Below are 19,241 nucleotides of genomic sequence, written 5' to 3'. Positions count from 1 at the left end.
CTCACGCGCCCGCTGAAGCCGGACTCACCCCACCGGCACGCACACGATCGTGATGCACACCGTCTTGGGTGCGTCCGGGATCGGGAAGATCGGCACCAGCGGCACCGGCAACAACGGCACCGGCAGCAGCGGCACGGGCAGGATCGGCACCGGGATCTCGGGCACTTCGATCGTTGCTGCCTCATGCGTTGTGGGTGCCGCCGACGCGGTGGGCGCGACGGCCAGCGCCGCTGCCGCTGCGAGCCCTACCCCTGCTGCCAGCTTCTTGAGATGTGCGGTCATGATTGTGCTCCTGGAGATCCTCGAGAATCAGACCGCTGATTGTGGACCGGCAGGGATTCAACAAGAGCCGACTGATCATTTCGTTACTGACACAAAACAATTGGTCCACCTGACCCGGCTGCGGGCTGCCACACCGTTCGGGTCGGGCTCCACGTCGATTCTCGCACACGGCGATGGCGATATCGAGAGAATCGTCATTCGACGGACGGAGTCGATCGGGGCGCAACGGTGTCGACCGCGCCGACCAATGCGGTCAACGCCTGTCCGCAAAAGACGGCAGTATGGTCACATGTTGGAGACCTCCGCCCGCCTGTTGGCGTTGCTGAGCCTGTTGCAGACCCGCCGCGACTGGTCGGGTTCTGAGCTCGCCGACCGGCTGCACATCACCACTCGCACGGTGCGCCGTGACATCGACAAACTCCGCGAGCTCGGTTACCCGGTCGACGCCACCGTCGGTGTCGGGGGCGGCTATCGACTCGGCGCGGGGGCGGAGATGCCGCCACTGCTGCTCGACGATCAGGAGGTGCTCGCGGTGGCGCTAGGCCTCAACGAGATCACCACCGGGTCGGTCAGCGACATGGCCGAGGCATCGGCAGGCGCACTCGCGAAGCTCCGTCAGGTGATGCCGTCACGACTGCGCCACCGGCTCGATGCGCTCACCATGGAGGCCGTGCCACGCGAGACCCGAAATCCCGTCTCCGGTGCGACCCTCACCGACATCGCCACCGCGTGCCACCGCACCGAACGCCTACGATTCGACTACCGACGCGGCGACGGGACCGAGAGCCGACGCGAGGTCGAGCCGTACCGGCTGGTTCGTAGCGGGCTGCGGTGGTACCTGATCGGTTGGGATCTCGGGCGCGACGACTGGCGATCATTCCGGGTCGACCGCATGGAACCGAAGACACCGACCGGTCCGCGCTTCGTCCCGCGTGAGCTCCCAGAGGGCGGTGCCACCGGATACTTGTCCCGGAGCCTCGGGGCGGTGTATCGACGCGCGTCGGCGCGCGTACGTGTCCACGCGCCGCTGGCCACTGTTGCCGCCATGGTGCACGACGAGTGGGGCACCATCGAGGCGGGAGACGAGAACAGCTGCGAATTGGTGCTTTTCAGTACATCTCTGGTCAGCATCGCGCGCTGGTTACGCGCCTTCGACGCCGACTTCACCATCCTGGAGCCGCCCGAACTCATCGACGAATGTCGGGCGGTGGCCCGCTATCACGACGACGTCGCGGCACGATACCTGCGCGCGGCCGACGCCGCCGAACGATCATGAACGTCGCCGACCTGCCCGCGTTGCTGGCGCAGACCACGCAACGATTGCGTACTGCCGGTTGTGTGTTCGCCGAGGAGGAAGCACAACTGTTGCTGGCCCATGCCGACAACGAGACCCAGCTCGCCGCCTGGATTGCTCGCCGCGTGACCGGAGAACCGCTCGAGGTGGTGCTCGGCCGGATGACCTTCTGTGGGCAGACCGTGTTCGTCGATGCCGGAGTGTTCGTCCCACGCCGACGCACCGAGTGGTTGGTCCGACAGACCGTCGCGGTCACCCGGGCCGGTTCGTCGGTGGTGGACATGTGCTGCGGGACCGGTGCGATCGGTCTCGTGGTGGCGCGCGAGGTCTCTGACATCCGGTTGTATGCCTGCGATATCGATCCGGCTGCGGTGCGCTGCGCGGCCCGCAACATCGAACCGCTCGGTGGCCGAACATTCTGCGGTGACCTGTTCGACCCGCTGCCCGCGGCGTTGCGCGGCACCGTCGACAGCATCGTCGTGAACGCCCCGTACGTACCGACCGCCGAGATCGCCCACATGCCTCCCGAAGCACGTGACCACGAGCCGCGGCAAGCCCTCGACGGCGGGGCAGACGGCGTCGACCATCACCGCCGGATCGCTGCTGCGGCGGGCGAATGGCTACGACCGGGTGGTCACGTCCTGATCGAAACCGGCGCGGCGCAGGCGGGACTGACCGCCGAAGCACTGTCGGAGCACGGTCTGCTGACCTCGGTGGCGTCGTCTGACGAGCTGGCGGCGACGGTTGTGACGGGACGCCTGCGAGGCCGGTGAATCCACAGCGCCCCGGCCGCGGGTGAGCGGTCGGGGCGCGGTGAGTTGTCTGACACCACCCCCGGAGTCCCGCGGGTACGGGGATGTCGACAAAGGTGGTGCGTCCTCGGGATCGCCCGGGGCGAGTGCAACGATCGATCCGTCGGCGCCCTCGACGCTACCGGGCGATCCGGCACCGGTCGAACAGCGCCGGATGAACAACGGATGAAGCATCTGATCAACTGCGCGAACGCGTTTCGCACTGTTCCGCAGCCCGCTCGCATGCGCACCCGACGCACGCCTTCCGACGCTGTCGGCGGCCCGTGACATGCTGTCAGCCGACCGCCTGTGACACGAAAGCGCCGATGCCGAAGACGACACCGATCCGACGACGAACCTGGCTGCTGCTCGGGGTTCTTCTCGTGGCTGCCCTCGGACTCGTGGTGGTCAGCGCGCTGCCCGATGCCGACGACACCACCGCCGGCGGCGACCGCACGGCAGTGGGCTCGACCGTGCCGAGTGCGCCCGCAAGCGGTTCCGCAGCCCGGTCGGTCTCCCCTGCCCCGGAGACCACCGCACCGCCCGCCGGACAGTCGGAAGCCGTCCGACGCTCCCTGACGACGTTGGACACCCTGGCGGTGAAGGGTCGGGCACCCAGGACCGGATACGAACGCGAGCAGTTCGGACAATCATGGTCAGACGACGTGAGCGTCACCGACGGCCACAACGGCTGCGACACCCGCAACGACATCCTGCGCCGCGACCTCACCGACGTCGCGCTGAAACCCGACACCCGCGGCTGTGTGGTTCTCGCCGGCACGCTCGACGACCCGTACACCCGTCAGACGATCTCCTTCACCCGTGGTCCGGACACCTCCGCTCAGGTCCAGATCGACCATGTTGTCGCCCTGTCGGATGCGTGGCAGAAGGGAGCGCAGCAACTCGACGCCGATCGGCGGCGTGACTTCGCGAACGACCCGCGAAACCTGCAGGCAGTAGCCGGGTCGGCGAACCAACGCAAAAGCGACGGGGACGCGGCCACCTGGCTGCCGCCGAACAAGAGCTACCGATGTACCTACGTATCCCGCCAGATCGAGGTGAAGTCGCTGTATCGGCTCTGGGTGACGCCGGCGGAGAAGGACGCGATGACACGGGTGCTCACGGCCTGTTCCGGCACCGCGATCCCGACATCAGAGACGGCATCGCCCCCGCCGACGAAGACCGACCGGGTCGCGCCGGCCTCCTACTTCCCGAACTGCGCGGCAGCGCGTGCCGCGGGGGCCACGCCGTTGCGGCTTGGTCAGCCGGGGTACCGCGCCGCACTCGACGGCGACGGTGATGGGGTCGCCTGCGAGTAAGCCCGGCGCTGTCGCGGAGGTGTCGCAACATACCTCCTGAGGCAACCCACTCGGCGCGGCCTCGCGGATGGATCAGCTGGCGAACAGCAGAGCCGGGAGCAGCGAACTCCCGAGCGTCGCGCTCCCGACGATGCCGACCCCGAGCGCTGCGCTGCCTGCTGCGACAATCGCGCGCCGCGCGTTGATCATTCGCACGTGGAAAGTCTCGTACAACGTCCGCGGATCGAGTGTCGGGCGCGCCGGACCTTCATCAATTCATTCGACATCTCGGCGAGTCCCGGCGCGGCTCTTAAGGTTCCGGCGCGCTGCCCGCGGCGCCCTTTTCACACGACCGCTCGACGACACATCCGCGGTGGTGCGCGCAAAGGGATTCGAACCCCTGACCGCTGGTGTGTAAGACCAGAGCTCTACCGCTGAGCTATACGCGCAAGTGACGATCCGGCTAGTTGATTACCGCCGGACGCCAACTCATGAATGTAATGGGTATCTCGTCAGAGCCCAAACCGGCCGACCCGTCACCGCGGCGACGGGGCCGCTCCGTCCTCGGCCACGGCGAGCAACGCTTTGTCCCACAGCGAAGAATCGCGCGCCTCCCCGGGCTCGAGCATGTCGCTGAATCGGATGATGCCGTCCCGATCCACGAGGAAGGTGGCCCGGTTCGCGTACCCGGAGACCTCGTTGAAGGCCCCGTACGATCGTGCGACCTCGCCATGCGGCCAGAAGTCCGAGAGGATCGGGAACAAGAACCCTTGCGCCGAGGACCACACCTTGTGCGTCGGCGGCGGCCCCACCGAGATCGCGACGGTCCGCAACCCCTCGTGGATAAAGCTCGGCTCATGATCTCGGATGTAGCCCAGTTCGCCCTGACACGTGCCGGTGAACGCCAGCGGGAAGAACACCAGCAGCACCTGCCCGTCGGCACGCAGCCGGGACAGCGAGACGCGCTGATTGTTCTGATCACGCAGTTCGAAGTCCGGGGCTGCCTCCCCCACTTCCAGCGGCGACGTCGGCTGTTCGGCGACCTCGCTACTCATGCGCGCTTACGGGATTTGGGCTGAACCAGCCGTGATCCCGACCATCTCCCCAGACTGAGCACATTGGTCTGAGTCAGCCCCGCAGTCGGTGCGGACTCGGCGATCTCACTGGGATCGACGTGACCATCGGTTCCGGTCTTGGGTGAGAACACCCAGACGTACCCGTCATCGGCCAGCGGTCCGATCGCATCCATCAACGCATCAACGAGGTCACCGTCACCGTCGCGCCACCAGAGCACGACCACGTCGATCACTTCCTGGGCGTCCTCGTCGAGCATTTCCTCACCGATGACGTCCTCGATGTCGGCCCGCAACTCGTCGTCGGTGTCCTCATCCCAACCGAGTTCCTGCACGACCATGCCAGACGTGAATCCGAGCTTGTGGGCGCTATTGTCCCCAGCGCTGCTGGACTCTGTGGCGGCTACCACCGCGTGTGACCTCCCTGCCAATGCGTATTCGACTGTCAGCTTAGAGAACAGCCTAAATGCTCGGGGTGCAACCCGAACAGGGGTATGCGGACACCAGGTCGTCACCCGTCATGGCGTCGCCGGGGCCGATGGCGCCGTCGAAGGGGGCGCAACCGTCTGCGGCGCACCCGACCCGGGCGCCGGAGCCGGCGACGCGTCGGAGGTCGGCGGCAGCGGTAGGTACTGCGCGCACCTGTCCAACACGAGGTTCTTGTCTTTCGTCCACTCCGCCGCGATCGGGTTGAGGCCGGTCAACCGCCGCTTGGCGATGGCGTCACCGAGTCGTCCGGTGGAGTCGAGGAACTGCGCGGTCGGATCGGCCACGTCCTCGGGTGTGACAGACGAGAGATGCCCACGGATCACGTCCGAACCCGCGATCAGACTGGCGCGCGCCCGGTCGTCGAGGTCACCCACCCGGTCGTAGCTGTGCACCTCGCTGAGACGTTGGACGAACGCGTTGTAGCCGCGCACCATCACCACCATCGACGACATGGCTTCCCGACACAGGTCCACGCCGTCCTGCCGAATCGACGACGCCACCGAGGCCGACAATTCGGCCTGGTAGGCGGCCACCTGGCCGGGCGCGGCGGAACCCGAGCCGTCGATCGGTGTCGCGCAACCCGCGGTCCCGAAGCCCGCGGCGACGACGATCCCGACCGCGATCGACGACCTACGCACCCGACTCATCGTCGTGCGCGTGACCCCATGATCACCGTCGCCCCGCATCGCTCTCCTGACTCATCAGTAACAAACACCGAAACGCTACCGCAGGTCGCAGCGGGTGGCAGCCATCCGGCGACAACCTCGCCCACCCGGTGCCAACCGTAGTGACATGCGGCACGATAAGAGGGGGACGCCGTGGTCCCGACATCATGGGAGCGGCCCCGTGTCATCGCACGCCGGACACCACCGTGTTCGGCCGACCGAGGGAGTAGGCATCACAGTGACCGAACAGGCAGAACACACGACGACCAAGGAGTCGGGCTCGCAGAAGCCGGCCGAGGGCGCCAACGGCGATGGTCGTAACCGTGTCCGGGTGATCCGTGAAGGGGTCGCCTCGTACCTGCCCGACATCGACCCAGACGAGACCGCCGAATGGCTCGAGTCCTTCGACGACATGCTCGATCACGCCGGGCCCGGGCGCGCCCGGTACCTGATGCTGCGACTGCTCGAACGCGCAGGCGAGAAGCGCGTGTCCATCCCGTCACTGACCTCGACCGACTACGTCAACACGATCCCGACCGAGAGCGAACCCTGGTTCCCCGGGGACGAGGACGTCGAGCGCCGGTTCCGCGCCATGCTGCGCTGGAACGCGGCGATCATGGTGCATCGGGCCCAACGTCCCGGTGTCGGCGTCGGCGGTCACATCTCCACGTACGCGTCGTCGGCGGCCCTCTACGAAGTCGGCTTCAACCACTTCTTCCGCGGACTCGATCATTCGGGCGGCGGCGACCAGATCTTCATCCAGGGCCACGCCTCCCCCGGCATCTACGCTCGCGCATACCTCGAGGGGCGCATCGACGAACACCGGATGGACGGGTTCCGCCAGGAGCACAGCCACGCCGGTGAGGGTGGCGGTCTGCCCTCGTATCCGCACCCACGATTGATGCCGGAGTTCTGGCAGTTCCCGACGGTGTCGATGGGCATCGGACCGATGAACGCCATCTATCAGGCGCGCTTCAATCACTACCTGCACGACCGGGGCATCAAGGACACCTCCGATCAGCACGTGTGGGCGTTCCTCGGCGACGGGGAGATGGATGAGCCCGAGTCCCGCGGCTTCGCCAGCTTCGCCGCGACCGAGGGCCTCGACAACCTCACCTTCGTGATCAACTGCAACCTGCAGCGGCTCGACGGTCCGGTCCGTGGCAACGGCAAGATCATCCAGGAGCTCGAATCGTTCTTCCGCGGCGCCGGCTGGAACGTCATCAAGGTGGTGTGGGGCCGCGAATGGGACTCGCTGTTCCACGCCGACCGCGACGGCGCCCTGGTCAACCTGATGAACACCACTCCCGACGGTGACTTCCAGACCTACAAGGCCAACGACGGCGCCTTCGTCCGCGAACACTTCTTCAACCGGGATCCCCGCACCAAGGAGCTGGTCAAGGAGCTTTCCGATGCCGACATCTGGAATCTCAAGCGGGGCGGTCACGACTACCGCAAGATCCACGCCGCCTACGCCTCGGCGATGGCCCACAAGGGCCAGCCGACGGTGATCCTCGCCCATACGATCAAGGGCTACACACTGGGCAAGCACTTCGAGGGGCGCAACGCGACGCACCAGATGAAGAAGCTGACCCTCGATGATCTGAAGGCCTTCCGCGACTCCACCCGAATCCCGATCAGCGACGAGCAGCTGGAAAAGGACCCCTATCTGCCGCCCTACTACCACCCCGGGATGGATGCACCGGAGATCCAGTACATGCTGGACCGCCGCAAGCAGCTCGGCGGCTCGTTGCCGGCCCGCCGGACAAAGTCAAAGGCCCTGAAACCCGACGTGAGCCGGGCACTCAAAACCGCAGGCAAGGGCTCGGGCAAACAACAGGTGGCCACCACCATGGCGCTGGTCCGCATCTTCAAGGACCTGCTGCGCGACAAGGAGATCGGCGACCGCATCGTGCCGATCATTCCGGACGAGGCACGTACCTTCGGCATGGATTCGTGGTTCCCGACACTCAAGATCTACAACCGCAACGGACAGCTGTACACCTCGGTGGATGCGGAGCTGATGCTCGCCTACAAAGAGGCCACCGACGGCCAGATCCTGCACGAGGGCATCAACGAGGCGGGGTCGGCGGCCTCGTTCACCGCGGTCGGCACGTCGTACTCCACCCACGACGAACCGATGATCCCGCTCTACATCTTCTATTCGATGTTCGGCTTCCAGCGCACCGGCGACAGCTTCTGGGCCGCAGGTGACCAGATGACCCGCGGGTTCGTCATCGGCGCGACGGCAGGTCGCACCACGCTGACCGGTGAGGGTCTGCAGCACGCCGACGGTCATTCCCCGCTGTTGGCCGCAACCAACCCAGCGGTCGTCTCCTACGATCCGGCCTTCGCGTTCGAGCTCGGCCACATCGTCGCCGACGGCCTCCAGCGTATGTACGGCGAGAACCCAGAGAACATCTACTACTACCTGACGGTCTACAACGAGCCGATCTCGCAGCCGGCCCAGCCGGAAAACCTCGACGTCGCCGGGCTGCTGAAGGGCATCTATCGGTTCCAGCCGGCGCCCGACGGCAAGAAGTTCTACGCCAATATCCTGGTGTCCGGGGTCACCATGCCGGATGCCTTGCGCGCGGCCGAGATCCTCGCCGACGAGTGGGATGTGGGCGCCAACGTCTATTCGGTGACCTCGTGGAGCGAACTGGCCCGTGACGGCGTCGAGGCCGACCGGCTCGGTGTCCGCGAACCGAACACGGCGCACCCACAGCCGTATCTGACCGAGGTGCTCGGTCAGACGGTCGGCCCGACGATCGCGGTCAGCGATTTCATGCGCGCGGTGCAGGAACAGATCCGCGCCTACGTGCCGGGCACCTATCTCACCCTGGGAACCGATGGGTTCGGCTTCTCCGACACACGTCCGGCCGCACGCCGGTTCTTCAACGTCGACGCGGAGTCGATCGTGGTCGGGGTGTTGGTCGGCCTGGCACGCGACAACAACATCCCGTTCACTGTCGCCCAGGAAGCTGCCGATCGCTACCAGATCACCGATGTGGCAGCCGCACCCGAGCAGACGAGCGACCCCGGGGTCGCCTGATCAGCCCATCGATGTCCTCGGCCACTCACCGTCTGCGGATCGGTGCGTGGCCGAGGGCATAGATTGAAGTGGTGACCGACGCTCCGCTGAACCCTGAGCCACCGCCGGCCGACGTATTCGGCGAACGGGGGGCGCACGTCCCGGCACCGGCGACGGTGCACGATGCGCTTCCCGACACGCTCTTGCGGCGCGTGAAACAGTACAGCGGTCGCCTGGCCACCGAGGCCGTGCATTCCATGCAGGACCAGCTGCCCTACTTCGGTGACCTCGATGCCGCCCAGCGGGCCAGCGTGCAGTTGGTGGTGCAGACCGCGGTGGTCAACTTTGTCGAGTGGATTCAGGACCCCGAGGGCAACGTCAAGTTCACCGTGCAGGCCTTCCAGGTGGTCCCACAGGATCTGGCCCGGCGCATCACCCTGCTGCAAACCGTCGAGATGGTCCGCGTGGCCATGGAATTCTTCGAGAAGTGGCTGCCCCTGCTGGCCCGCAACGACGCGCAGCTACGTGCGCTGACCGAATCGGTGCTGCGCTACGGCCGTGAGATCGGCTTTGCCGCCGCCTCCATCTACGCCTCGGCGGCCGAGTCGCGCGGCGCCTGGGATTCCCGGCTGGAGGCCTTGGTGGTGGACGCAGTGGTGCGTGGTGACACGGGACCGCAGTTGCTCTCGCGGGCCGCCGCCCTCAACTGGGACTCCGACGCACCGGCGACCGTCATCGTCGGCATACCCCCACCGGAGCAGAACGTGTCGGTGCCGTTGGCCATCCACAACACGGCCAAACAGTTCGACCGATCGGCGCTGTCGGTGGTGCAGGGCAAGTTCCTGGTGGCCATCGTCAGCGGCAGCATCCGGCCGACCGAGCGGTTCGTGACGGCGCTGCTCACCCACTTCGCCGAGGGCCCGGTGGTGATCGGCCCCACCATGCCCAACCTGGGCAGTGCACACACCAGCGCCGATGAGGCGATGTCGGGGATCACGGCCGTGGTGGGGTGGCCCAATGCGCCTCGGCCCGTGCACAGCCTCGAACTACTGCCCGAGCGCGCCCTGAACGGAGACACCACGGCGATGTCCGCGCTGAACGACCAGTTGGTACAGCCGTTGGCCAAAGGCGGAAGCACGTTGAACGCGACTCTGGAGGCGTATCTCGACTCCGGCGGATCGGTCGAGAGTTGCGCCCGCCTTCTGTATATCCATCCAAATACCGTTCGTTACAGACTGAAGAAAATTGCGGAAATCACAGGTCGCGATCCGACAAACCCCCGCGACGCGTATGTACTGAGGATCGCGGGCACTGTGGGTCGATTGACACACTTGCAAAACGAATCACCCTCTCACGCCACATAGGTCACATCAGCCACAGTCCGGTTTTCGCGTTTTCGCAGATCAAGGTCATCAGGACACGGTTTCATAACGCATCTCGGAGTGATGACGAACCAGGTACCCCTTCGATGAACTTTGTGGGAACCCTACAAATCAAAGCCACAAGGTTCATGGGCCTCAACACCCGCAAAATGGGCTCCGACGGTGTTCTCTGGTCACGTGCTCACGATGCTTGCGCCCGGCCAGGGCTCTCAGACACCAGGGATGCTGACCACGTGGTTGGAACTCGCGGGTGCGCGTGACCAACTCGCCACGTGGTCGAAGCTGACGGGACTCGATCTCGAGCGGCTCGGAACCACCGCGACCGCGGAGGAGATCACCGACACCGCGGTGACGCAACCGCTCGTGGTCGCCACCGCGTTGCTCGCCTTCGACGAGTACCGCAAACGCACCGATCTGCCCGCCGACGCCATCGTCGGCGGCCACTCGGTCGGTGAACTCGCTGCTGCCGCGATCACCGGTGTGATCAGCGCCGACGAGGCGGTCACGTTGGCGGCGATCCGCGGCGCGGAGATGGCGAAGGCCTGCGCGATGGAGCCCACCACCATGGCGGCGGTCCTCGGCGGCGACGAAGCCGAGGTGCTCGCGCGCCTCGACGAGCTCGATCTGATCCCGGCCAACCGCAACGCTGCCGGACAGATCGTCGCCGCGGGCAAGGTCGAGGCGATCGACGAACTCATCGCCGCCCCGCCGGCCAAGGCGCGCATCCGCAAACTCGCGGTCGCCGGCGCTTTCCACACCCGATTCATGGCGCCGGCCCAGGACGCCGTCGCCGAGGCGGCGGCGAGCATCACACCTGCCGATCCGGTGCGGACCCTGCTGTCCAACTCCGACGGCCGCCCGGTCACCGACGGCGCGGACGCGCTGACCAAGCTGGTCGCCCAGGTGACCAAGCCGGTGCGCTGGGACCTGTGCTCGGCCTTCATGCGCGAGCAGTCCACCACTGCCATCGTCGAGCTGCCGCCGGCTGGCACGTTGGCGGGCATTGCCAAGCGAGAGCTGAAGGGAACGCCGACGTCGGCGCTCAAGGACCCCGACGGCCTCGACACCATCACCGAACTTGGATAGCGGTCGCGGCGTGACGCCGTGACCCCCGGATAACCGGACCCCCGGTAGTCCAAGCACGCATGGGCAGGCGCCCGCGCGTGCTCCGGAGCTGCATCAGCACCGATCAGTCACCCCATGGGTCGACCCAGATGGTCAACCCAGAAGTTCGACACAGAAGGGAGCCACACAGTGGCCGCCACTCAGGAACAACTCATTGCCGGCATCGCCGAGATCATCGAGGAAGTCACCGGCATCGAGCCGTCCGAGGTGACCATGGAGAAGTCCTTCGTCGACGACCTGGACATCGACTCGCTGTCGATGGTCGAGATCGCGGTGCAGACCGAGGACAAGTACGGCGTCAAGATCCCCGACGAGGACCTCGCCGGTCTGCGCACCGTCGGCGACGCCGTGGCCTACATTCAGAAGCTCGAGGCCGAGAACCCCGAGGCTGCTGCCGCCATCCAGGCCCAGGTCGAGGCAGACCAGAACTGATGAGTTCTCCGTCCCTCCGCGAATACTCCACGCTGGGCGGGAACTTCCCGAGTGTGGTGGTCACCTCCATGGTGGCCACCACCTCGCTCGGCGTCGACCTCGACTCCACCTGGCAAGGCCTGCTCGACGGCAAGACCGGTATCCGCGAACTCACCGACGACTTCGTCACCAAGTACGGCGAACTGCCGTGCCGCGTCGGTGGACGCCTGCTGGCAGATCCCGCTGATGAGGTCACCCGGGTCGAAGCACGCCGGATGGCCTACGTCGAGCGCATCGCCCACGTCATGAGCAAGCGCTTGTGGGCTCAGGCCGGCGAGCCAGAGGTCGACCCCGACCGTCTCGCGGTCGTACTCGGCACCGGTCAGGGTGGCGGTGACGCGATGGTCGACGCGGTGAAGGCGATCGAGTCCTCCGGCAACTACCGCAAGGTATCCCCGTTGGCCGTCTCGATGGCCATGCCCAACGGCCCGGCGGCCGTTACCGGCCTCAACGTCGGTGCACGGGCCGGTGTGATCACCCCGGTGTCAGCCTGCTCGTCGGGTGCCGAGGCCATCGCGCACGCGTGGCGGCACATCGTCATGGGCGACGCCGACATGGTGGTCACCGGTGGCGTGGAAGGTCACATCGACGCGATTCCGATCGCTGCGTTCTCGATGATGCGGGCGATGAGCACACGCAACGACGATCCGGCGGGTGCGTCACGTCCGTTCGACAAGGACCGCGACGGCTTCGTGTTCGGTGAGGGCGCCGCCATGTTGATCCTCGAGCGCGAGGAGCACGCCAAGGCTCGCGGCGCACACATTCACGCGCGCCTGCTCGGTGCCGGGATCACCTCCGATGGGTTCCATCTGGTGGCTCCGGATCCCAGCGGCCAAGGCAACGCACGCGCGATGACCCGGGCAATCCAGACCGCCGGTCTCACCAAGACCGACATCACCCACATCAACGCGCACGCGACGTCCACGCCGATCGGCGACACCGCCGAGGCTGCCGGCATCAAGGCCGCCATCGGGCAGCAGGCCGCGGTGTACGCACCGAAATCGGCTCTCGGACACTCCATCGGCGCAGTCGGGGCGCTGGAGTCCGTGATCACCATCAAGAGTGTCGAGGAAGGCGTGATCCCGCCGACGCTCAACCTGGAGAACCAGGATCCCGAATGTGACATCGACGTCGTCGCCGGTGAGGCCCGTCACGGGCAGATCGACTACGCGTTGAACAACTCATTCGGATTCGGCGGGCACAACGTCGCCCTCGCCTTCGGTCGCTACTGACCTCCCGACACCACAGGAGACTGCGATGACCACAGTGGCCCCCATCGTCGGCCATGAGGAGACAGCCGATCCCCGTGATCCGCTGTTGCGGTTGACCAACTTCTTCGACGAAGGCTCGATGTCGCTGCTGCACACCCGCGACAAATCAGGTGTGCAGGCAGCCATCGGCACGGTCGACGGCATTCGCACCGTCTCCTATTGCACCGATGGCACCGTGATGGGCGGTGCCATGGGTGTGGTGGGATGTGCCCACATCGTCAACGCGATCGACACCGCCATCGCCGAACAGGCCCCCGTCGTGGGGATCTGGCATTCCGGCGGTGCCCGATTGGCCGAAGGCGTCGAGGCCCTGCACGCCGTGGGCGGTGTCTTCGAGGCGATGGTTCGCGCGTCGGGATACATCCCACAGATCTCGGTGGTCGTCGGCTTCGCGGCCGGTGGCGCTGCATATGGTCCGGCGCTGACCGACGTGGTCATCATGGCCCCGGAGGGCCGGGTGTTCGTCACCGGTCCCGACGTGGTCAAGAGTGTCACCGGCGAATCGGTGGACATGGAGTCCCTCGGCGGGCCGCTGACGCACGGTAAGAAATCCGGGGTCAGCCACATCACGGCCGATTCCGAGCCCGACGCATACTGGCGGGCCCGCCGACTCGTATCCACCTTCGGCCGGCAGGGCCAGTTCGATCTCGAACAGGCACGCGCCGGCGACACTGATCTCAAAGCCCTTCTCCCCGAGTCCAATCGGCGCGCATACGACGTGCATCCGGTCCTCCGGGATCTGCTCGACACACAACTCGCCGGCGACGGCGAGACCGAGATCTCCAGTTTCGAAGAGCTGCAGGCCAAGTGGGCACCGAATATCGTGGTCGGGTTCGGCCGACTGTCCGGCCGCAGCGTCGGTGTGATCGCCAACAATCCGCTGCGGATGGGCGGTTGCCTGAATTCCGAGAGCGCGGAGAAGGCATCGCGGTTCGTGCGCCTGTGCGATGCATTCGGCGTTCCGCTGGTGGTCATCACCGACGTCCCCGGTTATCTGCCCGGCGTCGGACAGGAATGGAACGGCGTGGTGCGCCGCGGCGCCAAACTGCTGCACGCGTTCGCCGAATGCACCGTCCCTCGGGTCACCCTGGTGACCCGAAAGATCTACGGTGGCGCCTACATCGCGATGAATTCCCGCGCGCTCGGCGCGACTGCCGTGTTCGCCTGGCCGGGCTCTGAAGTCGCCGTCATGGGCGCCAAAGCCGCCGTCGGCATCCTGCACAAGAAGGCCCTCGCCGCAGCGCCCGACGACGAGCGTGAGGCGCTGCACGAGCGTCTCGCTGCCGAACACGAGGCCATCGCCGGTGGTGTCGGTCGCGCCCAGTCGATCGGTGTGGTCGATGATGTCATCGACCCGGCCACCACCCGTAGCCGCATCGCCGAGGCACTCGCCGCCGCACCCGCACGTCGCGGCCGGCACAAGAACATCCCGCTCTGACCCGGCCCAACCCGATCCCTGAGGAACCCCCGGAGCGCCCCACCGACGATCGATTAGCGGGCGAGCGACAGCGAGAACGCGTATCGAGATCACCTGTCCAGCTGGAGATCTCGATACGGCTCCTCGCTGCCGCTCGTCACCTACTCGATAGCAGAGGTGTGCCTACCCCACCCGCTGCTGCAACCAGGTCACCTCGGCGCCGGCGCCACCCATGCGATAGGCCTCCAGCGCGTCATCCCACGCAGTGCCCAACGCCGCCTCGAGTTCGCCCGCGAGTCCGACACTGTCGGGTTGACGCTCGATGAGCGCACGCAGTTGCATCTCGCCGATCACGACGTCGCCGTTGGCGCTCGTCGAACCGCGCCACAGCCCTAGTCCGGGTACGTAGCAGAAGCGTTCACCGTCGACACCGTCACTGGCGTTCTCGGTCACCTCGAACCGCAGGCCCGACCACTCGCGCAAAGCGGTCACCAGACGTGCGGCGGTACCGACCGGCCCCGTCCAGTCAACGGTCGCACGTTGCATCCCGGGGTCGGCCTCTTGCGCGGACCACTTCAGGTTGGCCCGCGCATTCAGGGTCGACGACAGAGCCCACTCCACATGCGGGCACAGCGCCACCGGCGCCGAGTGGATGTACACCACTCCAGTCGTCATGTCCGCAAACTGACTCAGATTGCGCACCTTGTTTCACCTCCGGTCTCGACGAGGAACGTCTTCCCCAACACACCTCGCGAATCCGGATATCACACTTGTGTGGTCAATTGTGCCCCATGGTGCCCGTGTTGCGCCAGTTTCTGGTGTGCTTTCTCAGGTTCGAGATCGAGACCGAATCTCGTCGACAACCGAATCGTTGAACTCGCTCCACAGCGGCTTGGCCCAGGCTCCGAAATCGCGGTCGCCGAGCACGACGCACGCTGCGTGCAGTTCGGGGTCGACCCACAGGAACGTACCGGTCTGACCGAAGTGACCGAATGTCTGCGGCGAGTTCTGCTCGCCGGTCCAATGCGGCGTCTTGTGGCCCCGGATCTCGAATCCGAGGCCCCAATCGTTGGGCCGCTGCTTTCCGTAGCCCGGGACGAACCCGTCCAGGCCCGGGAACTGCACCGATACCGCCCGGGCCGCCGACTCGGCAGACACCAGCCGGGGCGACAGCAGATCCGCCGCGAACCGTGCGAGGTCGGCGACGCAGGATCGGGCGCCGTGACCGGCCGGCCCGGCCAATTGGGTCGACGACATACCCAACGGCTCGCAGACCGCCTGGCGCAGGTACTCCGCGAAGCCGATGCCGGTCGCGGCCTCCACCGTCTCGGCGAGCACTTCGAACCCGGCGCTCGAATAGATGCGCTGCGTCGCAAGGGGCGCAACGACGTCGCGACTGGCGAAGTCGAGCCCCGAGGCATGAGCCAACAGATGCGCGATGGTGGCGCCCGGCGGGCCTGCCGGATCGTCGAGGGCCACGGCCTCCTCCTCCACCGCCAGCAGCACGGCTTGCGCGACCAGGAGTTTGGTGACCGAGGCGAGTTCGAACACGCGAGTGGGGTCCCCGTACTGCGCGGTGACCCCACTCGGCGTGATGATTGCGGCCGCAACGTTGTCGACCGGCCATTGTGCTAACGAATCCAGAGACGACACAGCGGCCAGCGTACCGCCGCGTTCTGTCGCTACCGCGTCAGCGGTCCTCGTCGGTGTAGCGGATGACACCCCGGATGTTCCTGCCGTCGAGCATGTCCTGGTATCCCTCGTTGATCTGGTCCAGACGGTACTGACGGGTGATCATGTCCTCGATGTTCAGTTTGCCCATCCGATACATCGACAGCAGCTGCGGGATGTCGAGCTTCGGGTTGGCGCCACCGAAGATGGTGCCCTGCAAGTTCTTCTGCAGCAGGGTCAGCATCGCGAGGTTCAGGGTGACCTCGCTCTCCATCATGTTGCCCATGCCGGTGAGGACGCAGGTGCCGGCCTTGGCGGTGATGCCCATCCAGGTGTCGACGTCCTTGCCGTGTACCTCGCCAACGGTGACGATCACCTTGTGGCACATGTGCCCGTTGGTCAGTTCGGCGATGCTCATCGCCGCCTCTTCGACCGAGGCGAACGCGTGGGTGGCACCGAACTTCATGGCCTGCTCGCGTTTCCACTCCACGGGATCGATCGCGATCACATTGCGCGCACCGGAGATGACTGCACCCTGCAACGCCGCGGTCCCCACGCCCCCGACGCCGACGATGGCGACATCCTCACCGGGCCGGACGTCACCGCTACGGGTCGAAGATCCGTATCCGGTCGGGATTCCGCAGCCGCACAGCGCGGCGACCTCGAACGGGATGTCCTTGTCGATCTTCACCGCGGACGCCTCGTGGACCACCATGTAGGGCGAGAACGTACCGAGCAGAGTCATCGGATAGACCGGTTCACCCGAGGCGGTGTGGATGCGGAAGGTGTTGTCAGAGACGGCCTCACCCTGCAGCAGCATGGCACCGAAGTCGCACAGGTTGGCCAGACCCGCCTTGCACGAAGGGCACTTTCCACACGACGGGATGAAGGAGAGCACCACGTGGTCGCCGACCTCGAAGTCGGTGACGCCCTCCCCCACCTCCTCGACCACACCGGCGCCCTCGTGGCCTCCCAGGATCGGGAAGCCCGCCATCGGGATACCACCGGTCATCAGGTGATGGTCGGAGTGGCACATGCCGGCCGCTTCCATCCTGATCTTGATCTCGCTGCGCTGGGGATCACCGATCTCGATCTCCTCGATCTCCCACGGCTTGTTGTTCTCGCGCAGCAGCGCACCCTTGGTCTTCACTGACTTCCTCCACTTCCGACTACGACTCGTCTGACGTGAATCGCCCCCCGCCAGACGTGGACGATCTAGGAGAGACCCTAGTCACTTTCCCGGAAAAATGGAACGTGTTCTAGTCTGGTATTCGGCGCTCCACAAACCACAAAGGGAACTGACATCCACGGTGGATACAACCAGCGTGGATGTCAGTTCCCCGTGTGGTTACCCACACAACCGTGTTCAGTTGGCCAGGCCGGCATCCTTGCTGCCGTAGGACGACCGCAGCGAAGGCTTGACAACCTTGCCGCCGGCGTTGCGCGGCAGTTCGTCGACGATGACCAGATCCTTGGGATGCTTGAACCGGGCCAGGTTCTCGTTGAGATAGGGCTCCATCTCCTCCAGCGTGAGGTCGTCGACACCCTCGGCGAGCACCACCACCGCGACGGGCACCTCACCCCACTTCTCGTGTGCGCGACCAATGATCGCGGCCTCGGCGATCTTGTCGTGGCCGAACAGCGCGTTCTCCACCTCGGCGCAGTAGATGTTCTCACCGCCGGAGATGATCATGTCCTTCGCACGGTCGACGACGTAGAGGAAGCCCTCCTCGTCCTCGCGCACCAGGTCGCCGGAGTGGAACCAACCACCGTGGAAGGCATCCGCGGTGCCCTGCGGATTCTGCCAGTACCCCTTCATCATGTTGGGTCCGCGGTAGACGATCTCGCCGACCTCGCCGCGCTTGACATCATTCATCTCCGGGTCCACCACGCGTGCGGTGACGGCCGGCACCACCTTGCCGATGGACCCGATCTTGCGCAGCGCATCCTTGCCCTCGAGGACACAGGTGATCGGCGACATCTCGGTCTGGCCGAAGACGGCCACGTTGAGCGCATCCGGGAAGGTCTCACTCATGGCCCGCAGCACGGTGTCCGATGCCGGCGCCGCACCCCAGCTGATCACACGCAACTTCAGGTCACGTGGTTTGGCCTGCTGGGCGGCACACACCGCCTGCCACTGTGCGGGCACCAGGAAGATCGAGGTGGTGCCCTCACGCTCGAGGGTGTCGAGCATGTCGTTCGGGTCGAAGGCGCCCAGCGGGTGGATCACCGAGAGCGCACCCATGTAGAACAGCGGGGTCATCGCACCGAGGCCGGCGATGTGGAACATCGGCGCGACGCAGGCACCGATGTCGTCGGACCGGGTCTGCAGCGCCTGCAGACAGGTCACCGCCTGCGCCTGCAGATTCTGATGGGTCAGCATGGCGCCCTTGGGCTTTCCGGTGGTACCCGAGGTGTACATGATGAGCGCGACGGTCTCCTCGGGGATGTCGATCTCGGGAAGTTCCGAGGCATCCTCCGCCATCAGTTCCTCGTACTTGAGATGTGCCTCGTTGTCGGTGTCGCCGACCACGATCAGCGAATCGATCGCTCCGGTGGACGCGCTCACGGCGTCGGCGAGCGGTGCGAGCAGCGACTCGGTGACGATCACCTTCGCGCCGCTGTCGGACACGAGGAAGGCGATCTCGGCGGGGCTCATGCGGACGTTGACCGGGACCGGGATCGCACCGATGAGATTGGCACCGAGTGTGGCCTCCACGTACTCGGTGCGGTTCAGCATGACCAACAGGATGCGGTCGCCGAATCCGACGCCCCGGCGGTTCAGCGCGGCGGCGAATGCCCGGGTGCGCTCATCGAGCTCACGCCAGGTCGTGACCTGACCGAGGAACTTCAGCGCGGGCCCGTCCGGTGTCATGAAGGCGTGCCGACGCACCTGGTTGTTCCAGTGGTTACGCCGCGACCGCAGTGGCTCGGTCGTCAGATCGCTGGCCGGGTCGATGGTTGCGGTCATTGGGGAT

The 19,241-nt window shown here is 66.0% G+C and carries 18 protein-coding genes and 1 tRNA gene; 9 read left to right on the top strand and 10 right to left on the bottom strand.

Annotated elements, in window-relative coordinates; all coding sequences use genetic code 11:
- Positions 1–24 precede the first annotated feature (24 nt).
- Positions 25–282: a hypothetical protein gene (locus L1892_RS06390; RefSeq protein WP_235722717.1), complete on the bottom strand. Its 258-nt coding sequence runs from the start codon at positions 280–282 to the stop codon at positions 25–27.
- A gap of 289 nt (positions 283–571) precedes the next feature.
- Here L1892_RS06390 and L1892_RS06385 point away from each other — a divergent pair, with 289 nt between their 5' ends.
- The 3 genes from L1892_RS06385 to L1892_RS06375 all read left to right on the top strand — a co-directional run bounded on the left by L1892_RS06385 (position 572) and on the right by L1892_RS06375 (position 3,686).
- On the top strand, positions 572–1,558 hold the full coding sequence (locus tag L1892_RS06385) for a helix-turn-helix transcriptional regulator (protein ID WP_235722716.1): 987 nt from the start codon (positions 572–574) through the stop codon (positions 1,556–1,558).
- Positions 1,555–2,349 carry a putative protein N(5)-glutamine methyltransferase gene (locus L1892_RS06380; RefSeq protein ID WP_235722715.1) on the top strand — a complete coding sequence of 265 codons (795 nt, stop codon included), beginning with the start codon at positions 1,555–1,557 and terminating at the stop codon, positions 2,347–2,349. Before L1892_RS06385 ends, L1892_RS06380 begins: the two co-directional genes overlap by 4 nt.
- 344 nt (positions 2,350–2,693) lie before the next feature.
- Complete coding sequence (locus L1892_RS06375; RefSeq protein ID WP_235722714.1) at positions 2,694–3,686, top strand: GmrSD restriction endonuclease domain-containing protein; 993 nt, start codon at positions 2,694–2,696, stop codon at positions 3,684–3,686.
- Between the two features lie 72 nt (positions 3,687–3,758).
- Here L1892_RS06375 and L1892_RS24640 read toward each other — a convergent pair whose 3' ends face one another.
- The 5 genes from L1892_RS24640 to L1892_RS06355 all read right to left on the bottom strand — a co-directional run bounded on the left by L1892_RS24640 (position 3,759) and on the right by L1892_RS06355 (position 5,874).
- A complete protein-coding gene (locus L1892_RS24640; RefSeq protein WP_266062913.1) occupies positions 3,759–3,881 on the bottom strand; it encodes a hypothetical protein in 123 nt (40 codons plus the stop codon).
- 158 nt (positions 3,882–4,039) lie between these two features.
- Positions 4,040–4,114, bottom strand: a tRNA-Val gene (locus tag L1892_RS06370).
- 87 nt (positions 4,115–4,201) lie between these two features.
- Positions 4,202–4,720 (bottom strand): peroxiredoxin, encoded by a 519-nt coding sequence (locus L1892_RS06365; protein ID WP_235722713.1) that lies wholly within the window; start codon positions 4,718–4,720, stop codon positions 4,202–4,204.
- The gene (locus tag L1892_RS06360) at positions 4,717–5,148 is read right to left on the bottom strand and encodes a DUF3052 domain-containing protein (RefSeq protein ID WP_160901083.1); all 432 of its coding nucleotides are present in this window, start codon (positions 5,146–5,148) and stop codon (positions 4,717–4,719) included. Before L1892_RS06360 ends, L1892_RS06365 begins: the two co-directional genes overlap by 4 nt.
- A gap of 108 nt (positions 5,149–5,256) precedes the next feature.
- Positions 5,257–5,874 carry an Rv2240c family protein gene (locus L1892_RS06355; protein WP_235722794.1) on the bottom strand — a complete coding sequence of 206 codons (618 nt, stop codon included), beginning with the start codon at positions 5,872–5,874 and terminating at the stop codon, positions 5,257–5,259.
- Between the two features lie 256 nt (positions 5,875–6,130).
- Between L1892_RS06355 and aceE the strand changes: the two genes are divergently transcribed.
- The 6 genes from aceE (at position 6,131) to L1892_RS06325 (ending at position 14,613) form a co-directional block, all read left to right on the top strand.
- On the top strand, positions 6,131–8,947 hold the full coding sequence (aceE, locus tag L1892_RS06350; RefSeq protein ID WP_235722712.1) for a pyruvate dehydrogenase (acetyl-transferring), homodimeric type: 2,817 nt from the start codon (positions 6,131–6,133) through the stop codon (positions 8,945–8,947).
- Positions 8,948–9,018: 71 nt separating this feature from the next.
- Entirely contained in the window at positions 9,019–10,290 is a 1,272-nt protein-coding gene (locus tag L1892_RS06345) for a PucR family transcriptional regulator (RefSeq protein WP_235722710.1), read from the top strand.
- A 195-nt stretch (positions 10,291–10,485) separates the two neighbouring features.
- Positions 10,486–11,394, top strand: coding sequence for an ACP S-malonyltransferase (locus tag L1892_RS06340; RefSeq protein ID WP_235722709.1), 909 nt, complete (start codon positions 10,486–10,488; stop codon positions 11,392–11,394).
- A gap of 168 nt (positions 11,395–11,562) precedes the next feature.
- Positions 11,563–11,865: a meromycolate extension acyl carrier protein AcpM gene (acpM, locus tag L1892_RS06335; protein ID WP_160901079.1), complete on the top strand. Its 303-nt coding sequence runs from the start codon at positions 11,563–11,565 to the stop codon at positions 11,863–11,865.
- The gene (locus L1892_RS06330; RefSeq protein WP_235722708.1) at positions 11,865–13,136 is read left to right on the top strand and encodes a KasA/KasB family beta-ketoacyl-ACP synthase; all 1,272 of its coding nucleotides are present in this window, start codon (positions 11,865–11,867) and stop codon (positions 13,134–13,136) included. Before acpM ends, L1892_RS06330 begins: the two co-directional genes overlap by 1 nt.
- Before the next feature lie 25 nt (positions 13,137–13,161).
- Positions 13,162–14,613, top strand: coding sequence for an acyl-CoA carboxylase subunit beta (locus tag L1892_RS06325; RefSeq protein WP_235722706.1), 1,452 nt, complete (start codon positions 13,162–13,164; stop codon positions 14,611–14,613).
- 162 nt (positions 14,614–14,775) lie between these two features.
- Here L1892_RS06325 and L1892_RS06320 read toward each other — a convergent pair whose 3' ends face one another.
- The 4 genes from L1892_RS06320 to fadD5 form a co-directional block, all read right to left on the bottom strand.
- Complete coding sequence (locus tag L1892_RS06320) at positions 14,776–15,294, bottom strand: DUF3145 domain-containing protein (RefSeq protein ID WP_235722705.1); 519 nt, start codon at positions 15,292–15,294, stop codon at positions 14,776–14,778.
- 126 nt (positions 15,295–15,420) lie between these two features.
- Entirely contained in the window at positions 15,421–16,245 is an 825-nt protein-coding gene (locus tag L1892_RS06315) for a serine hydrolase domain-containing protein (RefSeq protein ID WP_235722703.1), read from the bottom strand.
- A gap of 37 nt (positions 16,246–16,282) precedes the next feature.
- Positions 16,283–17,413 carry an NDMA-dependent alcohol dehydrogenase gene (locus L1892_RS06310; protein WP_235722701.1) on the bottom strand — a complete coding sequence of 377 codons (1,131 nt, stop codon included), beginning with the start codon at positions 17,411–17,413 and terminating at the stop codon, positions 16,283–16,285.
- A gap of 216 nt (positions 17,414–17,629) precedes the next feature.
- Complete coding sequence (gene fadD5, locus L1892_RS06305) at positions 17,630–19,234, bottom strand: fatty-acid--CoA ligase FadD5 (protein ID WP_235722700.1); 1,605 nt, start codon at positions 19,232–19,234, stop codon at positions 17,630–17,632.
- Between the last annotated feature and the right edge of the window lie 7 nt (positions 19,235–19,241).

Origin of the sequence: Gordonia tangerina (genome assembly GCF_021556435.1) — a bacterium.
In the GTDB taxonomy this organism is placed as follows: domain Bacteria; phylum Actinomycetota; class Actinomycetes; order Mycobacteriales; family Mycobacteriaceae; genus Gordonia; species Gordonia tangerina.
Note: the sequence above shows the minus strand (reverse complement) of the source record. Positions and strands in the feature narration are given on the sequence as shown.

Bases quoted from the DNA above. Each gene is read 5' to 3' on its own strand.
- L1892_RS06390 (WP_235722717.1), bottom strand. From the start codon at position 282: ATGACCGCACATCTCAAGAAGCTGGCAGCAGGGGTAGGGCTCGCAGCG.
- L1892_RS06385 (WP_235722716.1), top strand. From the start codon at position 572: ATGTTGGAGACCTCCGCCCGCCTGTTGGCGTTGCTGAGCCTGTTGCAG.
- L1892_RS06380 (WP_235722715.1), top strand. From the start codon at position 1,555: ATGAACGTCGCCGACCTGCCCGCGTTGCTGGCGCAGACCACGCAACGA.
- L1892_RS06375 (WP_235722714.1), top strand. From the start codon at position 2,694: ATGCCGAAGACGACACCGATCCGACGACGAACCTGGCTGCTGCTCGGG.
- L1892_RS06365 (WP_235722713.1), bottom strand. From the start codon at position 4,720: ATGAGTAGCGAGGTCGCCGAACAGCCGACGTCGCCGCTGGAAGTGGGG.
- L1892_RS06355 (WP_235722794.1), bottom strand. From the start codon at position 5,874: ATGAGTCGGGTGCGTAGGTCGTCGATCGCGGTCGGGATCGTCGTCGCC.
- L1892_RS06330 (WP_235722708.1), top strand. From the start codon at position 11,865: ATGAGTTCTCCGTCCCTCCGCGAATACTCCACGCTGGGCGGGAACTTC.
- L1892_RS06325 (WP_235722706.1), top strand. From the start codon at position 13,162: ATGACCACAGTGGCCCCCATCGTCGGCCATGAGGAGACAGCCGATCCC.
- fadD5 (WP_235722700.1), bottom strand. From the start codon at position 19,234: ATGACCGCAACCATCGACCCGGCCAGCGATCTGACGACCGAGCCACTG.